Source organism: Kutzneria sp. 744 (assembly GCF_000568255.1).
Taxonomy (GTDB): domain Bacteria; phylum Actinomycetota; class Actinomycetes; order Mycobacteriales; family Pseudonocardiaceae; genus Kutzneria.
Genome location: NZ_KK037166.1, coordinates 1,864,829 through 1,883,689, shown reverse-complemented (window position 1 = coordinate 1,883,689; position 18,861 = coordinate 1,864,829). Strand labels below are relative to the sequence as shown.

Below are 18,861 nucleotides of genomic sequence, written 5' to 3'. Positions count from 1 at the left end.
GCGTAGGGCATGGGTCCCCACCGCGCAGGCTTATGAAACCGTAGCGTGTCCGTAGATCACCCAGATGGCGGCTTGATCCACTGTGGACACAATCATAACCGCAGGTGAGGGCGGTCGCCGGACGATCACCACCGGAATGTTCCGGCGTCGCGCGGCCACCAGTTTCGCGTCGTCGCCGCCGCTGTCCTTGGTGACGAGCACGTCGATGTCATGATCGTCCAGCAGCTCCAGCTCGGATTCGACCGCGAAAGGGCCACGGCCCAGAACTGCCTCGATGGGCACGTTCGGTTGCTCGATCGACCTGGCCAGCAGCCACACGTCACTGAGACGGGTGAACGGCTCCAGCTCTTGACGCCCCACAGTGAGCAAGGCGCGCGTTCCGACCGTGGGCAGCAGCTCCGCTGCCTCGGCGACGGAGCCGACCCACCGCCAGTCATCCTCCTCGGCCTGACGCCAGCCGGGCCGGCGCAGCACCAGGAACGGCAGCCCCAGTGCGCTGGTCGCCGCCGCGGCCGAGGCCGTGACCCGGGCCGCGAACGGATGGGTGGCATCGACCACCGCGTCCACCCGCTCCTCGCGCAGCCACGCCGTCAGCCCCTCGACGCCGTCGAAGCCGCCGATCCGCACCTCGCCCGGCGGCAGGTGAGGCCGGCTCACGCGCCCGGCCAGCGAGGTGACGACCCGGAGTCGGTCGCCTGCCTCGGCCAGCGCCTCGGCCAGCCGCCGGGCCTCGGCGGTGCCGCCCAGCACGAGCACAGTCCTGACCATCGCCGGACGATAGCCTGGCTGGGTGGCGCGTACGGAACGTGACGATCTCGGCCGGGAGGTGCGGCTGCCCGACGAGGTGCGGCGGGTGGTGTCGCTGGTGCCGTCGCTGACGGAGGCGGTGGCGGCCGTCGACCGTGACCTGCTGGTGGCGGCCACTGAGTGGTGCACCCATCCTGTGGACCTGGGGGTCGAGCGGGTGCGGGGGACGAAGAACCCGGACACGCGGCGGATCGCGGAGCTGGGGCCGGACCTCGTCGTCGTCAACAAGGAGGAGAACCGGGAGATCGACGTCCGGCGGCTGGAAGAGGCCGGCGTGCCGGTGTGGGTGACCGTCGTGGAGGACGTGCCGGGCGCGCTGAGCTCGCTGGACCGGCTGATCACCGTGGCGCTCGGACGTCCGACGCCGGAGTGGCTGGCGGAGGCGCACCGAAGGCTCGACGGGCCGGTGCCGGAGCCCGAGAGGTCGGCGCTGGTGTGCGTGTGGCGGGATCCGTGGATGGTGGTCGGCAGCCGGACCTTCGCCACGGACCTGCTGGCCCGGATCGGTGTCGCCAACGTCTACGCCGACCACGCCGACCGCTACCCGAAGCAGGAGCTCGACCAGCTGCGCGCGGCCGACCTGATCGTGCTCCCGGACGAGCCCTACGTCTTCACCGCCGCCGACGGCCCCGAGTGCTTCGAGGCGGATCGGGTCCGTCTGGTCAGCGGACGCCTGCTGACCTGGTACGGACCCTCCCTGGCCACGGCGGCCGAGACCCTGCGCGAGCAGTTGGGGCTGGGCTCAGACGGCCCGGCGTGACTCCACGGACTCGGGACAGCCCCGGTGCTCGGCCCACTCGTGGGCCAGGATCGACATGACGTGGGAGTCGAAGCGCTGGCCCTCCCACAGCAACGCGTCGCGCAGCACGCCCTCGGGCCGGAAGCCGACCTTCTCGTACACCCGGCGGGCCCGGGAGTTGAACGAGTAGACCTCCAGGCTGATCCGGTGCAGGCCGACCCGCTCGAACGCGTAGCCAAGCACCAGCCGGGTGGCCTCGGTGCCCAGCCCGCGGTTCTGCCCCGGCGCCCCCAGCGCGATGCGGAACGAGCAGGAGTTGTTGTTGGGGTCGAGCTCGTTGAGCACGACCTCGCCGACGTAGCGGCCGGTGGCGCGGTCGACGGCGGCCAGGTCGAGGCGGTCGTCGTGCTCGGCGCGGCTGCCGTACCACTGCCGCATCGGCTCGACGTCGTCGGGCGAGAGGGTGCCGTGCGATCCGGTCAGCCGCAGCACGTCGCCGTCGGCCAGCACCTCCAGCATGTCGACCGCGTCGTCGGCGATGACCGGGCGCAGCACCACGGTTTCGCCGGAGAGCACGGGTTTCTCACGGAAATCAGGCATAGGACGGATCATGCCGGATGCCGGGAGCGGCCGACTACGGTCCCGGCCCGATCGATCACCACGATGTCCACGGCGATGCCGGCGCCGCGCAGGATGCCGTCGGCGGTGGCCAGGCAGCGGTCGGCGATGAGGTCGCCCAGCGGCAGGCCTTCCCGCTGGCACAGCTGCAAAGCGCCGAGGGCGGTGTTGGCCGTGCGGACGGCCTCGACCAGTTCCGGCGAGCCGTCGCCGTCGACGACCAGGGCCGCCAGCAGCTCGTGGTTGACCTGCGAACGACCCGAGTGCAGGTCCAGGTGCCCGTCGGCGAACTTGGCCAGCTTGCCGACGCCGCCGGCGATGGTCAGCCGCGGCACCGGGTGCCGGCGCAGGTGCTTGAGCATCGCGCCGACGAAGTCGCCCATGTCGAGCAGGGCGTCCTCGGGCAGCGGGTACATCTGGGTGACCACCCGTTCGGAGGTGCTGCCGGTGCAGCCCGCGACGTGCTGGTGCCCGGCGGCGCGGGCGACGTCGATGCCGCGACGGATGCTGTCGATCCACGCCGAGCAGGAGTACGGCACGACGACGCCGGTGGTGCCGAGAATGGACAGGCCGCCGAGGATTCCCAGTCGCGGGTTCCAGGTCTGCCGGGCGATCTCCTCGCCGTTGTCGACGGAGATCTCCACCACGACGTCGCCCGAACCGCCGTGCGCCGCGGCCACCTCCGCCACCACGCCCTGCATCAGCTGCCGCGGCACGGGATTGATCGCCGGCTCGCCGACGGCCAGCGGCAGGCCCGGCTTCGTCACCGTGCCGACGCCCGGCCCGGCCCGGAACACCACGCCCGAGCCGGCCTCGCCATGCCGGACGGTCGAGCGGATCAGGGCCCCGTGCGTGACGTCCGGGTCGTCGCCCGCGTCCTTGACGATGCCGGCCGTGGCGGCGCCGTCGGTCAGGGACTCCACCGCCAGCGCGAACGCCGGCCGCTGGCCCTTGGGCAGGGTGATCTCCACCGGATCCGGGAACGCGCCGGTCAGCAGCGCTGTGTAGGCCGCCTTGGTTGCCGCCGTCGCGCACGCGCCTGTGGTCCAGCCCCGGCGCAGCCCCGTCCCATCCCTGCTCACGCCGATCAGCATCGCATCGGCCAGCTTCCCCCGAACGGGCGGCCAAGTCGCGCCCCACGTCGCCGGGATGTCCGGCAAGATCGGGTCGAGGTGAGGAGGATCCGTGGCCGAGCTTGCGAGGGCACCATTGAGCACTGGGACTTGGGTCGCAGACCCGCCGAGCGCTAGCGAGGCGGGCCTGGTGACCGAGACGATCGATCAGACTGCGGCGATCGACCAGCTCCAGCAGCAGATCACGGAACTCAGGGAGCAGTTCGCCGCGCTGGTGAAGCGCGGCGGCCGGGTGCGGCCCGGGCTCGACGACGTGACCGAGGACCTGGCCGACGCGGTCAGGACCCTGGCCGAGGGGCACGAGGCCGAGCGCCGGCAGCTGACCTCCGACCAGGCCAACCTCGTGCGCAAGCGGATCGCCGAGGTGCAGACCCAGCTGGCCAAGCCGGCCAGCCGGCGCCAGGGCGGCGACGGCTACATCAACCTCACGCCCAAGCAGGTCCAGGCCAAGTGGGCCACCGTGGAGGCCGCCCAGCGCATGGTCGAGGCCGACCTGGCGAAGCTGGAGGCGGCCGCCCTCGGCGGCGGCCCCGACAAGGACCGGATCACCGCGGCCAAGGCCCGGGTCAGCGTCGTCGCCCGCCAGCGCCTCAACGACGCCATGGCCGCCGGCGACCCGCTGCCCGTCTGGCTCACCAGCGCCGTCGGCAGCCTGCCCCGGCCCGACCCCGAGCCCTGGGTCAAGGCCGCCCACAGCGTGCTGGTCTACCGCCTGGAGCACGGCGTCGGCGACCCGATCCTGCCCTTGGGCAGCAAGCCCAGCGGCGACGACGCCTACGGCTCGCGGCGGGCGGGGGAGTGGAAGAAGGTCGCCGAGGAGCTGAACAAGCTGCACGGCCTGGCCGGCAAGAGCGAGTTCAAGCTGTAGCACCGGTCCGATGCAGGCAAGGACGCCTTACCCGCGTTGAGCGAGGGTAAGGCGTCCTTCCCTGCATCAGGCCGGCTCAGGCGGTGGTGAGCCGGGAGGCGAGCCGGCGGATGGCGTCGTGGGACGGCGTGCCGGGGTCGGCGGTCCAGGTGAACAGCTGCTGGTCGGGATCGGCGGTGCAGACGAGCGCCGCCCAGTCGAGGGTGAGATCGCCGACGACCGGGTGCCGCACCTCGTTGACGCCGGCGCCGCGGACCGCGACCTGGTGCGCGGTCCACCAGCGCCGGAAGTCCTCGTCCAAAGCCGAGAGTTCCTCGACGAGGGCCGTCAGCTCGGGGTCGGAGGGATCCCGCGCGGCCTCCCGCCGCAGCTGCGCGACGCCGTTTCGGGCCGCGTGCTCCCAGTGCGGATACAACGCCCGCACGCCCTGGTCGCAGAAGACCAGCCGCACGAAGTTCCGGTCCTTCTCCGGCAGACGCCCGAAGTCGGTGAACAGCGCCGCCGCCATGGGGTTCCAGGCCAGGATGTCCGTGCGTCGCCCCAACACCACCGCCGGGGTCGTGGCGAGGTCGCCGAGCAGTCGTCGCAACTGCGGGTGGGCCTGCGGGCGCGACGGCCGCCCCGTCTGCTGTTCCCGGCCGGACAGCTCGAACACGTAGGCGCGTTCGTCGTCGCTGAGTCGGAGGACCCGCGCGATGGCGGCCAGCACTTCCTCGGACGCGCGGCGCCGTCCCTGTTCGAGTCGCGTGTAGAAGTCCGTGCTGATCGAGGCGAGGGCGGCGACCTCTTCCCGGCGCAGTCCCCGGACCCGCCGCCGGGGGCCGACGCCGGGCAGCCCGACCGTGTCGGGGCTCAGCTCGGCCCGCCGCGCCTGGAGGAAATCGCCCAGTTCGCTGCGATGCGCGTCGCCGGTCACACCGGAAATCTAACAGCGTCAAAGCCGAGGGTGGGCCAGGACTGTCCCAGGACAACACCGGCCCTTTCGCCTGGTGCGCGGGCCGGTGCCACCGTCGGGACACGAGAAGTCGAACTCACAAGGAGAACCCATGAGTGCCGGGCATCGGCGTCGACCGTGGGCATCGCGCCCCAACTGCCGCGGTTGTACTTCGTCCGCTTCGGTTTCGCGATCGTCTGGGCCGTCTGCTGGTCGCGACAGCTTCGACCATCACCCCGTTGGCCATCGCGCTGCTGGTGCTCTACCCGGTGTTCGACGTGGCCGCGGCGGTGGTCGACGCGCGCTCGTCCAATGGCGTCAAACCCGGCCTGTACGTGAACATCGCGATCAGCCTGCTCGCGGCCATCGGCCTGGCCGTCGCCGCGTCGTCCGGCAATCCCGGCGTGCTGCGGGTCTGGGGCGCCTGGGCGATTCTGTCCGGCCTCGTGCAACTCGTCGTCGGCCTCAGCCGCCGCGCGCTGGGCGGCCAGTGGCCGATGATCATCAGTGGCGCCATCTCGACCGTCGCCGGCATCTCGTTCATCCTGCAAGCCGGCCAGCAAGGAGCCGGACTGTCCACACTGGCCGGTTACGCCACGCTGGGCGGCATCTTCTTCCTCGTCTCCGCCCTGCGCCTGGGCCGCGCGGCTAAGGCTTGATCATGGTCATGCCGGCGGCGGTGGAGCGGTCCATCGCCGCCAGGGCCGAGGCGGCCTCGGCGAGGTCGATGGTGCGGGCGATGAGCAGGTCGGGGCGCAAAGCCCCCGATGCCACCAGGTCCATCATCGGGCCGTAGGCGTGGGCGGCCATGCCGTGGCTGCCGAGGATCTCCAGCTCCCAGCCGATGACCCGGTCCATGGGCAGCGGCGTCGGTCCGGACGGCAGGAGTCCGACCTGGACGTGCCGGCCACGGCGGCGCAGCGACAGGACGGAGTTCGACGCCGTCACGGGATGCCCGAGGGCGTCCAGGGACAGGTGAGCGCCGCCGTCCGTGGCCTCCCGAACAGCGGAAACGACGTCTGGATGCGCTTCCAGAGCGACGGCGGCGCCGAACTGCTTGGCCAGGTCCAAGGCGGCGGGGTTGACGTCCACGGCGACAACCTGCGCGCCGAGGGCGGCGGCGATCATGACGGCGGAGAGGCCGACGCCACCGCAGCCGTGGACGACGACCCACTCGCCGGGGCGGGCGCGGCCCTGGGCGACGACGGAGCGGAAAGCGGTGGCGAAACGGCAGCCCAGGGCGGCGGCGGTGGAGTAGGCCATCTCCGGCGGCAAGGCGACGAGGTTGACGTCGGCGTGGTCGATTGCGACGTGCTCGGCGAAGGAACCCCAGTGGGTGAAGCCGGGTTGGGTCTGCGCGGAGCACACCTGCTGATCACCGGCGACACACGAGGCGCACCGCCCGCAGGCGCAGATGAACGGCACGGTGACGCGGTCGCCGACACGCCAACGAGTGACGTCGCCGCCGACCGCGTGCACCTCCCCGGCCAGCTCATGCCCCGGCACGTGGGGCAGTTCGGTGATGTCGGAGTCGTGCCCCTGCCAGCCGTGCCAGTCGCTGCGGCACAACCCGGTCGCCCGGACCCCGATCACCACCCCGTCACGCGTGGGCGTGGGATCGGCGACCTCGCGGACCTCGGGCTGACCGCCGAACGACTCGTAGACGACTGCTCGCACCCGACCACCGTAACTTCAGCTGCCGAAGACCTGGAATTCCCAGAGAGAAACGCCATACGGGGTGGCCCGGGTCTGTCCGAGCAGGCGGACGTAGCGGCCGCTGCCCGACACGGCCAGGGTGTTCACGCCGCCGGTCCCCGCGCTGGTGGCGTAAAGATCCGTGGACGTGGCGAAGCTCGGGTCGTTCGACACCTGGACACGGAACTGCCTGGCGTAGGCCGCTTCCCAGTTCAGCACGACCCGGTTGATCTGCTTCACGGCGCCGAGGTCGACCTGGATCCACTGCCCGTCGGCGAAGGAACTGCTCCACCGCGTGGAACCGTTGCCGTCCACGGCATTCGCGGGCTGGTAGGAGGCGTTCTCCACCGACGACGCCGTCACGGGACGGCCCTGGGACAGCGGGCCGGCGCCGGCGGTGGCGTTGAAGGAGAAGCTGGTGGTGGCCAGGCCCTGGCCGCCTTTCCAGATCTCGAAACCGGCCTCGGCGTCGAGCAGGTAGTGGTTGGCGTTGGTCACGCCGCGCGCCACCGAGTCGTCGATCAGCGCCTTGACGTTGAGGCCATTAAGCGACGTCGCACCGCCTTGCAGCACGTAGGAGACGATGTTCCAGGAGGTCTGCCGCCCGGTCCACACGTCCCAGTTCAGGCCGCCGATGCTGGCCGTCGCGACCTTCTGGCCGAACGGCCCGACGCCGCCGCGGCTGTTCATCCAGATCATGATCTCGCTGCCGTCGGGCTGCCCGCCGGTGGTGGCCGTGGAGTTGGTCCAGAGGTCATAGGCCACGTCATAGGCGCCGCTGGCCGGCTGTGTGGTGCTCCACGACGACGTCGAGCTCGCGATCTTGTTGACCTGGATCGGCAGGCCGCTGCCGGACGTGCAGGCGCCCCAGTGGCAGCCCTTGTAGATCGACGGATACGTGGCCGGCGCGCCGCCGGAGAGGGTGAAGTTGGCCGTGCTCACCGACCATGCGGTGCCGCTGCTGTAGGTGATGCACTGCTGGTCGGACGAGTTCCATTCGTTGGCCTGGATGGTGTATTCGCCGCCGGCCGCGCTGATCGAGCCTTGCGGGTCGCAGGTCGTGGTGGCCGCATGGGCCGTGGGCATGGGCAGCAGCATGGCGGTCGCGCCGACCAGTGCCGCCACGGCCAGCCGTCGCAACTGTGCTCCGGACATGGGCAAGCCTTTCGAAGCAGGGTGGGTGGCGGCCCGGGGCAGGGGTCCTGGAAGCGCTTCCAGAACGCGACCGTAACGTGGCTCACACCGGGCTGTAAAGGCTGAAACCCTTGTAAACGCTTACGACCGGCGCAGCAGGACCACGGTCGAGCCGGCCAGCGCGGCGGTGATCACGGCGTGCAGCAGCGCGAACCAGGCGACGATCCCGTGACCGCCCCAGACGTCGTCGCCGACGTAGCGGAAAGCGGCCCCGAGCAGCAGAGACCCGAGCATGAAGAACACCTCGGGCACCGCCCACGCGAGCACGGCGGCGGTCACGAACAGCCGCTGCGCCGCCGACAGATGCCGCGACAGCACGGCCAGCACGCACATCCCCGCCCACGGCACCACGGCCAGCAGCCCGGCCACCAGCCCGATCACGCCGCCGACGGTGAACGTGCCGCTGATCTCGCCGTCGTCGAACGGCACCGCCGCCACCAGCAGGACCAGCTCCGCCGAGGCCGCGCCGACCGTCACCCATGCCAGCGGCCGCCGCGTCGGCGACACCAGCGCCGGCCGGCGCGGCACCTGCTCGAACGGCCATAGCCGGATGGCCAGCACCACCACGAGCGCCGCCGCCAGCGCCAGCTGCAGCCACGACCACACGCTGCCGATGGAGTGCACGCTGCCCAGGCCGTCGACCAGCAGGAACACGGCGTTGGCGGCCACGATGCCGTGGGCGATGACCCGCCGCGGGCCGTCCCGGTCCAGCAAGCGGATGCCGACGAACAGCGGCGCCCAGCGCAGCACCTCGTAGGCGAAGCCGAGGAACGTGGACTTCTCCAGCATGTCCTCGGCCGCCCCGAGCACCACCACCAGCAGCGCGACGGCGACCCCCAGCAGCACCTTCCAGTCCCGGAACCACGTCAGGTCCGGCGCCGGGATCGTCGCCCGCGCCCACAACCGCCCCGCCGGCCGGCACACCAACCGGCACCACGACCGGACCGAGCCGGCTGGTCACCGTGAAGTCGCCGCGCAACTCGCCGTAGCCTTCGGGATAGGCGGCGGGATCGACCTTCAAAAAACACGGCCGCGCCCGAGCTCGACACTCGCAGCCAGCGGGTTTCCGTGGTCATGTGGAAGATCCGCGCCAGTGGGGCCCCGGTCAGCGCCACCACCTGCTCGGTCTGCTCGCCGAGCTCGACCACTGTCGGCACAGGCCGCAGTTGCGCCACCGCCAACGAGTCCAGCGCCGCGGCTCGCACGGTCATGCTGTCGTCGCTGGACATCGCCTGCAGCAGCGCCAATGCCCCGGCCGCCAACTCGACATCGTCGCCGACCAGCAGCGTCCGCAACTGGCCGACCGCCGCCATGCGAACCGCGGGGTCAAGATCCTTCGCCTGCGCGGCCAGGGTTTCCGGCACGTCCGTGGCCGCGATCCGCCGCGCCATCGGCGTGCGGGCGACAATCAGCGAAGCCCCGTGGCCGCCGCCGGACTGGTGCGGCGTCTGGTGCGCGGTGGCCGTCACAACCCTTGCGTAGACGTACTTGTACAGCTCGTCCAGATCGACCGCGCCGTCGCCGTTGAGGTCCGCGTCGCCGGTCCGCAGGCCCTCCACCACGGCCTCGGTGAACAGCGACGGCCGCAGCCGCCCCGACTCGGACAGGTCCTCGCCCTCGAAGGCGTACTGGGTCGCGCTCGACGCCGTGATCACCACGCGGCTGCGTCCCGGCCGCAACGGGAACGACTGCTCCACGTCGACGTCGTCGGTGGCGCGGAACACGCTGTCCTTGCCGAACGCCCCGCCGAAGCAGCAGTCCAGCAGCAGCGCCACGTGCGAGGCCCGGCACTCGGCCAACTCGTCGTCGATGAACCGGGCCGCCACCGCGGTCGACGACAGGCGGTTGGGCACCGTGTCCGTGCCGGCCAGGAACAGGGCTCCGGTGGCGTTCTTCAGCCCGTGGCACGAGAAGTGCAGCAGCAGCACGTCGTCACGGCCGGCGTTGGCCAGGAAGTCGGCCACCCGGAGCTTGATCTGGTGCGACTTGTTGCGTGCAGCGTAGTGGGGGAGGTGATTTTCAGGAGTAGTATTCTAATGTAAACAGCTCGATTAGATATGTGATCTCATCGGTCTAAGGGGAATACACACCTAACATTCACAGGCAGCACCGTGGGAGTAAAGAACGTCACGTCATAAACCGTACTTTGGGTTACCTCCGCTGTCTGGGCCAATCCCACGGCCGCATATGACCGAGCACCCCTGGAAGGTATTCGAAATGACATATATTTCGGGCTCAGGTGAGACACACCAAAGAAACAAGATACATATCACGCGCGTTACGTTCGTTGTCCTGCACCTCGGGCGGCCGAACAATCTAGATGAGATCTTAGATTTAAAAATTCTATGGATACCAAATACGAGCGTGTTAATAGCACGTGGCTAAATTCAGACGGGTCGTACCTAGATTCGGAGACTTAAGGAAGGGGCCGAGCCCCGCGCGGAACGCGCGGCACGGGCACGGTCATACCGCGCAGACTAGCGGCAAGATCAGCAGCCGGGGGTCAGCTTCGCCACCTGCTGCCCCGCCATCAGGTAGGCCCCGACCGCGTAGGCGCCGCTGTCGGTGGCCTTGACCGGCTGCGCGCCGTGGGGGCCGGTCGCGTCGCCCTGCACGTAGCCGAACAGGCCGCTGGGCTGCAACGCCTTGGTGGTCAGCGCATTCCAGCCCTTGGTCACGGCCGGCGTGAACTTCTTGGCGTCCAGAATGCCGTTGTTCACGCCCCAGCCGAGCGCGTAGGTGAACAGCGCCGTGCCGCTGCTCTCCGGGCCCGGGTGGTCGAACGGGTTGAGCAGATCGACGTTCCAGAAGCCGTCGTTTCGCTGAACCAGCCGAAGGGTGTTGGCCATCTTCTGGAACACCCGCACGTACTCCGCGCGGTTCGGGTCGTCCTTGGGCAGCCACTGGAGCACGGTGGCCAGCGCGGCCAGGGCCTCGCCGTTGCCGCGCGACCAGAACTGGAAGGTGCCGACCTGGCTCGCGTCGTGGTACCAGAGGCCGGTGAGCTCGTTGAACAGGCCGAAGCCGCCGGCCCGCTTCTCCGTGTAGTGGAAGAGGTCCTGCGCGGCCTTGATGTTCTCCGGCTTGTTGTCCGTGACGCCCAGGCGCACGAACTGCGGCCACGCCTGGTTCAGCGCGTCGACCGTGTTCCAGTACTTGACGTGCCCGGCCTGCACGGAGGCCACCTCGTCGGCCACCCGCTGGCGCAGGGCGGCCAGGATGGGCGGGTCCGGGTGGAAGTAGGTGTAGAGGTCGAGATAGGCCTCCCCGGCGGCCTCGTTCGCGGGGGTGAACTCGTTGGCCGGATCGGTGTCCAGCTGGTAGCTCAACGCCTGCGCCCACGGCAGGGTCTTGTGGTTGGACTGGCCGCTGGTGAGCACCATGGCCAGGTTCCCGACATGGAAGACGGCGTTCTTCCAGCTGGCCGAGGCCAGGTCGGTCCCGTGCGCGAGCCAGTAGTCGGCGGCGGTGTACATCGGCGCGACGACCGGGCATGCTGCGGGCACCGTGTCGGCTGACGCGACAGGAGCTGCGGCTGCCTGTCCGACCAACACGGTCGTGCTCAAGGTCAGACTGGCGACCAACGTCGCAGCGACCCTCATGTCGTCCTCCTCGATCACGGGGACGCGGCGGTGGGGTCATCTCACTACGCACGTCGGTGACTGTCAATCGCGCGTGCTGCTAGCCTCACCGAGAGTTACGTCGACTCCGCCGCGTCGACCACCTACCTGGGGAGGTCGCATGGCGGAAAGTGTGTCCAGGCGTGGTTTTCTGGGCAGCGCGGCGGCTGCGTCCGTCGTCGGCACGGTCGCGGTGGCACCCGGCCGGGCCTGGGCGGATTCAGTCCCGCCCGACCGGATTCGGTTGAGCGTCAACGGCAAGGCGTACGAGATCGACGCCGATCCGACGGTCACGCTGCTGGATGCGTTGCGTGAGCGGCTCGGGCTGACCGGCACCAAGAAGGGCTGCGACCGCGGCCAGTGCGGGGCCTGCACGGTGCATGTGGACGGCCGCCGCGTGGTGTCCTGCCTGACGCTGGCGATCGCCTGTGCGGGCAAGAAGGTCGTGACGATCGAGGGCATCGCGGACGGCGATTCGTTGCATCCCGTGCAACAGGCCTTCGTCGACTGTGACGGGTTCCAGTGCGGTTTCTGCACCTCGGGGCAGATCATGTCCGCGGTCGAGGTGGTCGCGCAGGGCGCGGCCCGCAGCGACGAGGAGATCCGGGAGGCCATGTCCGGCAACATCTGCCGGTGCGGCGCCTACCCCAACATCGTCGACGCCATCAAGCAGTGTCGGGGTGACCACTGATGAAGACCTACGACTTCGTCTCGGCCGGTTCCATTCGGCAAGCGCTTTCCCGGGAGGACGCCTCCTACCTGGCCGGCGGCACCACGCTGGTGGACCTGATGAAGCTGGAGGTGATGACGCCGGCCCACGTCGTCGACATCAACTCCCTGCCGCTGCGGGGGATCCACTGCGCGCCGCAGGGCCTGCGGATCGGGGCGTTGGAGCGGATGGCCGACGTGGCCGTGCACCACGAGGTGGCGCAGCGCTGGTCCATGGTGTCGACGGCGCTTGCGCTGAGTGCCTCGCCGCAGCTGCGCAACATGGCCAGCATCGGCGGCAACCTGTTGCAGCGCACCCGCTGCGACTACTTCCGTGACGTGCGCATGCCGTGCAACAAGCGCAAACCGGGCAGCGGCTGCCCGGCGGTCAATGGGGACAACCGGATGCACGCCATTCTCGGGGGAAGCTCCGCCTGCGTGGCCACCCACGCCAGCGACCTGGCGGTGGCGCTGGTCGCGCTGGACGCCTCGATCCGGCTTCAGGATCGGCACGGCGAGCGAGTGATCAAGCTGGCCGACTTCTACCGGCTTCCCGGGGACACTCCGTCGGTGGAGAACCAGCTGCGGCCGGGGGAGCTGATCACCGAGGTGATCGTGCCGGCCTGCGACTGGCCGCAGGCCTACGTGAAGGTCCGGGACCGGACGTCCTACGAGTTCCCTGGCCTCGGCGGCTGTGGCGGTAGACGTGCACTGGGGCGTGGTGCGGGACGCCCGCATCGCGGTCGGCGGCGTGGGCACCCGGCCGTGGCGGTTGCAGGCCGTGGAGAAGGCTCTGCGGGGCAGGCCGGCGACCGAGGCGAGTTACCTGGAGGCGGCCCGCATGGCGGTGGTTGAGGCGAAACCGTTGGCCGGGAACGGCTTCAAAGTGCCGCTGGTGCAGCGCACCATCGCTCGGGCCCTGGCCGGTGCGCGATGACCATCTCACTGTCCCGTGTGGAGTCTCATCTCAAGGTCACCGGCGGCGCGGTGTACGCGGCCGACAACGCCGCCACCGCTTACGGCTACCTGCTGACCAGCACCATCGCCTTCGGCACGGTGACCACAATGGACACCGCCGCCGCTCAGGCCGCGCCGGGTGTTTTCGCGGTCTATACGCCGTTCAATCCGTTGAAGCTCTACGGGTACGGCGACGGCTCCACCGACGAGACCGCTCCGGTGTTGCAGGACAACAACGTCCGCTACAACGGGCAGGTGATCGGCATGGTCGTGGCCGACACCTTCGAACACGCCCGGGACGCGGCCTCGCTCGTGTCGACGACCTACGATGCCAAGCCGGGCACCGTGAACTTCGCCGCCGGCGTCCCGACCGCGACCCCGCTGGGCGCGCCGGTCGAGGTCCTGGCCCCGGGCGTGCCGTCCATCGACGACGCGCTGGCGGCCAGCGACGTGACGGTGTCGGCCGTGTACACAACCCCGCACCAGCACCACAATCCGATGGAGCCGCACGCGGCAGTCGCGGTGTGGACCGACGACCGGCTCACGCTCTACACAGCCACCCAGGGCGTGATGAACGTGGTGAGCCACATCGCCCGGGCGCTCGGTGTCGATCAGTCCAAAGTGCACGTCGTGAATCCCTATGTCGGTGGGGCCTTCGGCGGCAAGATCGGCAACTGGGCCCATGTGCCGCTGGCCGCCGCGGCCGTGCGGGCGCTGAGCCGGCCGGTCAAGGTAGCCCTGACCCGCGAGCAGACCTTTGCCGTGTCGGGACATCGGCCGCCGTCGCACCAGACCGTGACGCTGGGGGCAGCCAAGGACGGCACGCTCGTGGTGGTCAAACACGACGGCATCTCCGGCAAGTCGCAGTCCGGGCCGTCGTCGGAGAACGTGGCCAACCACTCGCTGACCGCCTACGCCGCGCAGAATCTGCATGTGTCGCGGGCGATCGTGTCGCTGGACGTGTCGGCCATGACCCCGATGCGGCGCCCGGTGAGTCGCACGGCGCGTTCGCGCTGGAGAGCGCCATGGACGAGCTGGCGTTCAAGCTGAACATGGATCCCTTGGCGCTACGGCGGAAGAACTACGCGGCCACGGTCCCCAACACCGGGAATCCCTGGTCCAGCAAGCACCTGGACGAGTGCTACGACGTCGGCGCAAACGCTTTCGGTTGGGACAAGCGCAACCCCGTGCCCGGTGCGGTGCTTGACGGCGACTGGTCCGTCGGTCTGGGCATGGCGACCGCCACCTATCCGGCCTCGCGTTCGAAGTCGTCCATGAAGGTCCGCCTCCAGGCCGACGGCAATGCTGTCGTCTCCGGCACCGGGGCGGATCTCGGCACCGGGCAGTTCACCGTCTTCGCCATCCTCGGCTCGCAGGCGCTGGGCATCCCCGTGAGCTCGGTTCGGGCCGAGCTGGGTGATTCCTCGCTGCCGCCCGCAACTCCGGCCGGCGGCTCCACCTCGACCTCCAGCAACGGCCCGTCCCTGCTGGCTGCCGCCGACGCCGCGAAAGCAGCCTTGGTCACCGAGGCCGCGCAGAATCCGCAATCTCCCTTCTATGGCAAGACCCCGGTCTACGAGGGCGGCATGGTTCGCGCCGACGGCGTGGCGATGACCTTCGGCAGCCTGCTCACCGTCATGGACCTGCCGGCCGTCGAGGGCACCTCGGCCCTGCCCGGCGGCACCACCAAGGGCTACGGCTACCTGTCGTTCGGGGCGCACTTCTGCGAGGTCCGGGTCAACCGGTGGACTGGCGAACTACGGGTGGCGCGGTGGCTGACCGTGATCGACGGCGGCACCATCGTCAACGAGAAGACCGCCCGCAGCCAGATCCTCGGGGCCGTCGTCATGGGCATCGGCGGGGCCCTGCTGGAGGACAGCCGGGTCGAGCCCGACACCGGCCGCTACGCCGGCGCCAACATGGCCGCCTACCTGGTGCCGGTCAACGCCGACATCCCGCCCGTCGACGTCCGCTTCCTCGACCACCCCGACACCGTCTTCAGCCCGCTCGGCGCCCGCGGCATCGGCGAGCTCGGCATCGTCGGCGTCGCCGGGGCCGTCGCCAACGCCGTGCACAATGCCACCGGCCGCCGAGTGCGGGACCTGCCCATCACCCTCGACAAGCTGTTGTGAAGGTCAACTACACCTCTCGTGAAGCCCAGATGCCTGGACAGCGCCTGTAATCCTTGAGGCATGAACGAGATGTCGGCAGAGGCCGTCCTCACCACGACCAGGGCCGTGCGCAAGCGCCTGGACCTTTCCCGGCCCGTGGACCTGGCCGTGGTGAAGGAGTGCCTCACCATCGCCCTGCAGGCGCCCAGCGGCTCCAACCGCCAGGAGTGGCAGTGGCTCGTCGTCACCGACGCCGCGCAGCGGGCCGCCATCGGCGACGTCTACCGCCGCGCCTGCACCGCCTACCTCGAATCCTCCCGCGCCGCCGGCAAGCTGTTCGCCGACGACCCCTCGCGTTCGGCCGTGCAGCAGCGGGTGCACTCCTCCGTCGCCGCCCTGGCCGACACCATGGGGCAGGTTCCCGTGCTGCTCATCCCGTGCATCCAGACCGGCCGCGACCTCCCCGAAGGCAACCAGGCCGGCGTGTGGGCCTCGCTGCTGCCGGCCGCCTGGAGCTTCATGCTCGCCGCCCGCACCCGTGGCCTTGGCACCGCGTGGACCACCCTGCACCTCACCTACGAGTCCGAGGTCGCCGACATCCTCGGCCTGCCGGCCGGCGTCCACCAGGCGGCGCTGATCCCCACCGCCTACTACACCGGCGCCGACTTCAAGCCCGCCCCGCGCCAGCCCCTCGACGAGGTCCTGCACATCGACCGGTGGTGAACGCGAGGGCCGAATCCCGCCAGCGGGTGGTGTCGCCGGGTGTGAAGCTGGGGCCATGCGACCCACCCGTTCGGTGCTCGGCCAGTTCGTCCTGCTCGCGTTGACCTGGGGTTCGAGCTTCCTGTTCATCAAGATCGGCTTGGAAGGGCTGTCGCCGACGCAGGTCGTCCTTGGTCGCATGGTGACGGCCGCCGCGGCGCTGCTGATCATCGCGGCGGTCACCGGGCAGCGGTTTCCGCGCAGCCTCGTGGCGTGGGGACACCTGGCGGTGGTGGCGATGCTGCTGTGCCTCGTGCCGTTCCTGCTGTTCGCATGGGCCGAACAGGAGGTTTCCTCGGGTCTGGCCAGCATCTACAACGCCACCACCCCGGTGATGACCATGCTGGTCGCGCTGGCGGCACTGCCCGGTGAGCGCCCGAGCCCGGGCAAGCTCGCCGGACTGGCGCTGGGTTTCGCCGGCGTCGTGCTGGTGCTCGCGCCGTGGCAGGGCGCGACCGGCGGGTCGGTGACCGCGCAGATCGCGTGCCTGGCGGCGACGTTCAGCTACGGACTGGCCTTTGTGTACCTGCGGCGGTTCATCTCGCCCCTCGGCCTGTCGGCCCTGACGGTGGCGACGACCCAGGTCGGCATCGGCGCGGTGGTCATGGTGGTGGCGGCGCCGTTCGTGGCGGTCACCCCGGTCCACCTGTCATGGCGGGTCGTGCTCAGCATCGCCGCGCTGGGCGTGCTGGGGACGGGGTTGGCGTACGTGTGGAACACCAACGTCGTCGCCGGCTGGGGTGCTACTAACGCGTCGACCGTCACCTACCTGACCCCCGTTGTCGGAGTGGGACTCGGGATCGTGCTCCTCGGCGAGACCGTGACCTGGAACGAGCCGGTCGGCGCGCTGATCGTGGTCCTCGGCATCGCCGTCAGCCAGGGGCGGCTGCGTCACACATCTCGACCGGCGGTGGCGGACTCCAACACGGTGTCCGTGCCGCGGTAGGCGCACATGCCGTCGAGGAACTTGCGGCGCAGCGCGGGAACCTTGCCGGTGACGCTGAAGAAGCCACGGGCGGCGGCGGTGAGCTCGTGGCGGCGGTGTCGTCGGCGAAGAAGGCGGTGACGGTGCCGTCAGGGTCGAACAGCTCCGGCGGCAGGGCCGCCAATGATGATCACGTGCACGGTACGGCACCTCGGACCTGCTGGTCATCGACTTCCTGCGGACCAGCACCGCGCTCCAACGGCGGCACGTGGAGCGCTTGCGGGCGGTCAGGACCGCGTGAAGCGCATGACGCCGTCGGCGACCGGGCTGTAGCTCAGGTCGAAGTGGTCGACGAGGTAGCTCTGCCGGGACCGCCACGGCCGCCGTGTGCCCTGTTTCGGCAGGAACGCGGCGGCCCGGGCGACGTAGCCGGAGGTCAGGTTGAGGATGGGGCGGCCGCTGCCGGCGGCTTGCGGTGACGGCGTGCAGGTCGTGAAGCGCTTGCGGTCCATGTGGTTGAGCAGCCGGCAGACGTAGCGTGAGGTCAGGTCGGCCCGTAGCGTCCAGGAGGCGTTGGCGTAGCCGACGCACCAGGCCAGGTTGGGCACGCCGCTGAGCATCATTCCCTTGTAGACGGTGGTCTGGCCGGGGTCGATCGCCCGGCCGTCGACGGAGAGCGTGATGCCGCCGAGGGCGATCATGCGAAGGCCGGTGGCGGTGATGATGATGTCGGCCGGCAGCTCGCGGCCGGATTTGAGGCGTAGGCCGTCGGACGTGAAGGTCTCGATGTGGTCGGTGACGATGCTGGCCTGCTTGCCGGCCAACGCCTTGAACAGGTCGCCGTCCGGCACCAGGCACAGCCGCTGGTCCCATGGCTTGTAGCGGGGCATGAAGTGCGGGTTGAGCGGCACCACGCCGCCGAGCGCGGCGGCCGCGCCGAGCTGGAGCTTCATGGCGGCCCTGGTCGGGAAGCGGCGCAGGAACTGGTAGAAGATGGTGCCCAGCACCAGGTTCTTGGCCCGGACGGCCCGGTGCGCGAGCGGGGCCGGCAGCCTCGCGCGGATCTTGTCGGCCAGCGGGTCCCGCTGCGGCCGGGAGACCATGTAGCTGGGGGAGCGCTGCACCATGGTGACGTGCGCGGCCTTGTCGGCCATCGCCGGCACGAGCGTGACGGCGGTGGCGCCGCTGCCGATGACCACGATGTTCTTGTCGGTGTAGTCCAGATCCTCGGGCCAGAACTGGGGATGCACCACCCGGCCGGTGAAGCTGTCCTGGCCGGGGAAGTCGACCACATGCCCGCGGTCGTAGCTGTAGTAGCCGCTGCACAGGTACAGGAACGAGCAGGTGACGGTGACGGGCTGGCCGTCGTGCACGGCCTCGACGGTCCAGCGGGCGTCCACAGTGGACCAGTGCGCCAAGATCACCTTGTGCCCGAACTGGATCTCGCGGTCAATGCCGTACATGGCGGCGGTGTCGCGGACGTAGCCGAGGATCGACGGGCCGTCGGCGATGGACTGCGGGTTGGGCCACGGCCGGAACGGATAGCCGAGGGTGAACATGTCGGAGTCGGAGCGGATGCCGGGATAGCGGAACTGGTCCCAGGTGCCGCCGATAGCCTCCCGCGCCTCCAGGATGGCGTACGTCCGGCGCGGCGTCCGGGTACGCAGCCGGTAGGCAGCGTTGACGCCGGACAGCCCGGCGCCGACGATCAGGACGTCCACGTGCATGTGCGGCCCCCTTGCGCCGACAACCCTGCTTACGCACGGTACCTGTTGACATGCGGAGCTGGC

The 18,861-nt window shown here is 70.1% G+C and carries 16 protein-coding genes and 3 pseudogenes; 9 read left to right on the top strand and 10 right to left on the bottom strand.

The annotated features are described in order from the left end of the window. Window positions 1-30: 30 nt before the first annotated feature. Window positions 31-768: a cobalt-precorrin-6A reductase gene (locus KUTG_RS08280; RefSeq protein WP_043716118.1), complete on the bottom strand. Its 738-nt coding sequence runs from the start codon at window positions 766-768 to the stop codon at window positions 31-33. Between the two features lie 22 nt (window positions 769-790). Here KUTG_RS08280 and KUTG_RS08275 point away from each other — a divergent pair, with 22 nt between their 5' ends. Then, a complete protein-coding gene (locus tag KUTG_RS08275) occupies window positions 791-1,567 on the top strand; it encodes a helical backbone metal receptor (protein ID WP_043716116.1) in 777 nt (258 codons plus the stop codon). Here KUTG_RS08275 and KUTG_RS08270 read toward each other — a convergent pair. Next, window positions 1,550-2,146, bottom strand: coding sequence for a GNAT family N-acetyltransferase (locus KUTG_RS08270; protein ID WP_084579044.1), 597 nt, complete (start codon window positions 2,144-2,146; stop codon window positions 1,550-1,552). The genes KUTG_RS08275 and KUTG_RS08270 overlap by 18 nt on opposite strands. A gap of 8 nt (window positions 2,147-2,154) precedes the next feature. Beyond that, a complete protein-coding gene (locus tag KUTG_RS08265) occupies window positions 2,155-3,246 on the bottom strand; it encodes a cobalt-precorrin-5B (C(1))-methyltransferase (RefSeq protein WP_232240711.1) in 1,092 nt (363 codons plus the stop codon). A 181-nt stretch (window positions 3,247-3,427) separates the two neighbouring features. Between KUTG_RS08265 and KUTG_RS08260 the strand changes: the two genes are divergently transcribed. Beyond that, entirely contained in the window at window positions 3,428-4,165 is a 738-nt protein-coding gene (locus tag KUTG_RS08260) for a BAR domain-containing protein (protein WP_043716109.1), read from the top strand. A gap of 76 nt (window positions 4,166-4,241) precedes the next feature. Here KUTG_RS08260 and KUTG_RS08255 read toward each other — a convergent pair whose 3' ends face one another. Continuing rightward, complete coding sequence (locus tag KUTG_RS08255; protein ID WP_043716108.1) at window positions 4,242-5,081, bottom strand: helix-turn-helix domain-containing protein; 840 nt, start codon at window positions 5,079-5,081, stop codon at window positions 4,242-4,244. A 156-nt stretch (window positions 5,082-5,237) separates the two neighbouring features. Here KUTG_RS08255 and KUTG_RS08250 point away from each other — a divergent pair. Further along, a pseudogene (locus KUTG_RS08250) lies at window positions 5,238-5,758 on the top strand (hypothetical protein). Here the strand turns inward: KUTG_RS08250 and KUTG_RS08245 are convergent. The 5 genes from KUTG_RS08245 to KUTG_RS08225 form a co-directional block, all read right to left on the bottom strand. Next, window positions 5,748-6,776, bottom strand: a complete 1,029-nt coding sequence (locus KUTG_RS08245; RefSeq protein ID WP_043716106.1) for a zinc-dependent alcohol dehydrogenase family protein — start codon at window positions 6,774-6,776, stop codon at window positions 5,748-5,750. The pseudogene KUTG_RS08250 and the gene KUTG_RS08245 sit on opposite strands and share 11 nt — an antisense overlap. 15 nt (window positions 6,777-6,791) lie before the next feature. Continuing rightward, window positions 6,792-7,949: a GH12 family glycosyl hydrolase domain-containing protein gene (locus tag KUTG_RS63315; protein ID WP_084579042.1), complete on the bottom strand. Its 1,158-nt coding sequence runs from the start codon at window positions 7,947-7,949 to the stop codon at window positions 6,792-6,794. Window positions 7,950-8,069: 120 nt separating this feature from the next. Beyond that, the gene (locus KUTG_RS08235) at window positions 8,070-8,912 is read right to left on the bottom strand and encodes a hypothetical protein (protein WP_043716103.1); all 843 of its coding nucleotides are present in this window, start codon (window positions 8,910-8,912) and stop codon (window positions 8,070-8,072) included. Continuing rightward, a complete protein-coding gene (locus tag KUTG_RS08230; protein WP_157494402.1) occupies window positions 8,855-9,964 on the bottom strand; it encodes a caspase family protein in 1,110 nt (369 codons plus the stop codon). The genes KUTG_RS08235 and KUTG_RS08230 overlap by 58 nt, the downstream gene beginning before the upstream one ends. Before the next feature lie 513 nt (window positions 9,965-10,477). Beyond that, the gene (locus KUTG_RS08225; protein WP_198047065.1) at window positions 10,478-11,590 is read right to left on the bottom strand and encodes a glycoside hydrolase family 88 protein; all 1,113 of its coding nucleotides are present in this window, start codon (window positions 11,588-11,590) and stop codon (window positions 10,478-10,480) included. A gap of 139 nt (window positions 11,591-11,729) precedes the next feature. On the opposite strand from KUTG_RS08225, the gene KUTG_RS08220 reads away from it, so the two are divergent. From KUTG_RS08220 to KUTG_RS08200, 6 genes and pseudogenes are all read left to right on the top strand, one after another. Continuing rightward, on the top strand, window positions 11,730-12,299 hold the full coding sequence (locus tag KUTG_RS08220; RefSeq protein WP_063753495.1) for a (2Fe-2S)-binding protein: 570 nt from the start codon (window positions 11,730-11,732) through the stop codon (window positions 12,297-12,299). Then, window positions 12,299-13,253, top strand: a pseudogene (locus KUTG_RS08215) (xanthine dehydrogenase family protein subunit M). Before KUTG_RS08220 ends, KUTG_RS08215 begins: the two are co-directional and overlap by 1 nt. Then, a pseudogene (locus tag KUTG_RS66045) lies at window positions 13,250-14,298 on the top strand (xanthine dehydrogenase family protein molybdopterin-binding subunit); the annotation flags it as partial. The pseudogenes KUTG_RS08215 and KUTG_RS66045, both read left to right, overlap by 4 nt. Beyond that, window positions 14,299-15,405, top strand: a complete 1,107-nt coding sequence (locus KUTG_RS66040; protein ID WP_369794626.1) for a xanthine dehydrogenase family protein molybdopterin-binding subunit — start codon at window positions 14,299-14,301, stop codon at window positions 15,403-15,405. It abuts the pseudogene before it with no gap. Window positions 15,406-15,474: 69 nt separating this feature from the next. Next, window positions 15,475-16,107 carry a nitroreductase family protein gene (locus KUTG_RS08205; RefSeq protein ID WP_043728688.1) on the top strand — a complete coding sequence of 211 codons (633 nt, stop codon included), beginning with the start codon at window positions 15,475-15,477 and terminating at the stop codon, window positions 16,105-16,107. Window positions 16,108-16,162: 55 nt separating this feature from the next. Then, window positions 16,163-17,092 (top strand): DMT family transporter, encoded by a 930-nt coding sequence (locus KUTG_RS08200; protein WP_043716098.1) that lies wholly within the window; start codon window positions 16,163-16,165, stop codon window positions 17,090-17,092. Between the two features lie 266 nt (window positions 17,093-17,358). Here the strand turns inward: KUTG_RS08200 and KUTG_RS08195 are convergent, their stop codons facing one another. Beyond that, complete coding sequence (locus KUTG_RS08195; protein WP_043716095.1) at window positions 17,359-18,798, bottom strand: flavin-containing monooxygenase; 1,440 nt, start codon at window positions 18,796-18,798, stop codon at window positions 17,359-17,361. Window positions 18,799-18,861: the final 63 nt, after the last annotated feature.

Bases quoted from the DNA above. Each gene is read 5' to 3' on its own strand.
- KUTG_RS08225 (WP_198047065.1), bottom strand. From the start codon at position 11,590: ATGAGGGTCGCTGCGACGTTGGTCGCCAGTCTGACCTTGAGCACGACC.
- KUTG_RS08270 (WP_084579044.1), bottom strand. From the start codon at position 2,146: ATGCCTGATTTCCGTGAGAAACCCGTGCTCTCCGGCGAAACCGTGGTG.
- KUTG_RS63315 (WP_084579042.1), bottom strand. From the start codon at position 7,949: ATGTCCGGAGCACAGTTGCGACGGCTGGCCGTGGCGGCACTGGTCGGC.
- KUTG_RS66040 (WP_369794626.1), top strand. From the start codon at position 14,299: ATGGACGAGCTGGCGTTCAAGCTGAACATGGATCCCTTGGCGCTACGG.
- KUTG_RS08200 (WP_043716098.1), top strand. From the start codon at position 16,163: ATGCGACCCACCCGTTCGGTGCTCGGCCAGTTCGTCCTGCTCGCGTTG.
- KUTG_RS08205 (WP_043728688.1), top strand. From the start codon at position 15,475: ATGTCGGCAGAGGCCGTCCTCACCACGACCAGGGCCGTGCGCAAGCGC.
- KUTG_RS08280 (WP_043716118.1), bottom strand. From the start codon at position 768: ATGGTCAGGACTGTGCTCGTGCTGGGCGGCACCGCCGAGGCCCGGCGG.
- KUTG_RS08220 (WP_063753495.1), top strand. From the start codon at position 11,730: ATGGCGGAAAGTGTGTCCAGGCGTGGTTTTCTGGGCAGCGCGGCGGCT.
- KUTG_RS08195 (WP_043716095.1), bottom strand. From the start codon at position 18,798: ATGCACGTGGACGTCCTGATCGTCGGCGCCGGGCTGTCCGGCGTCAAC.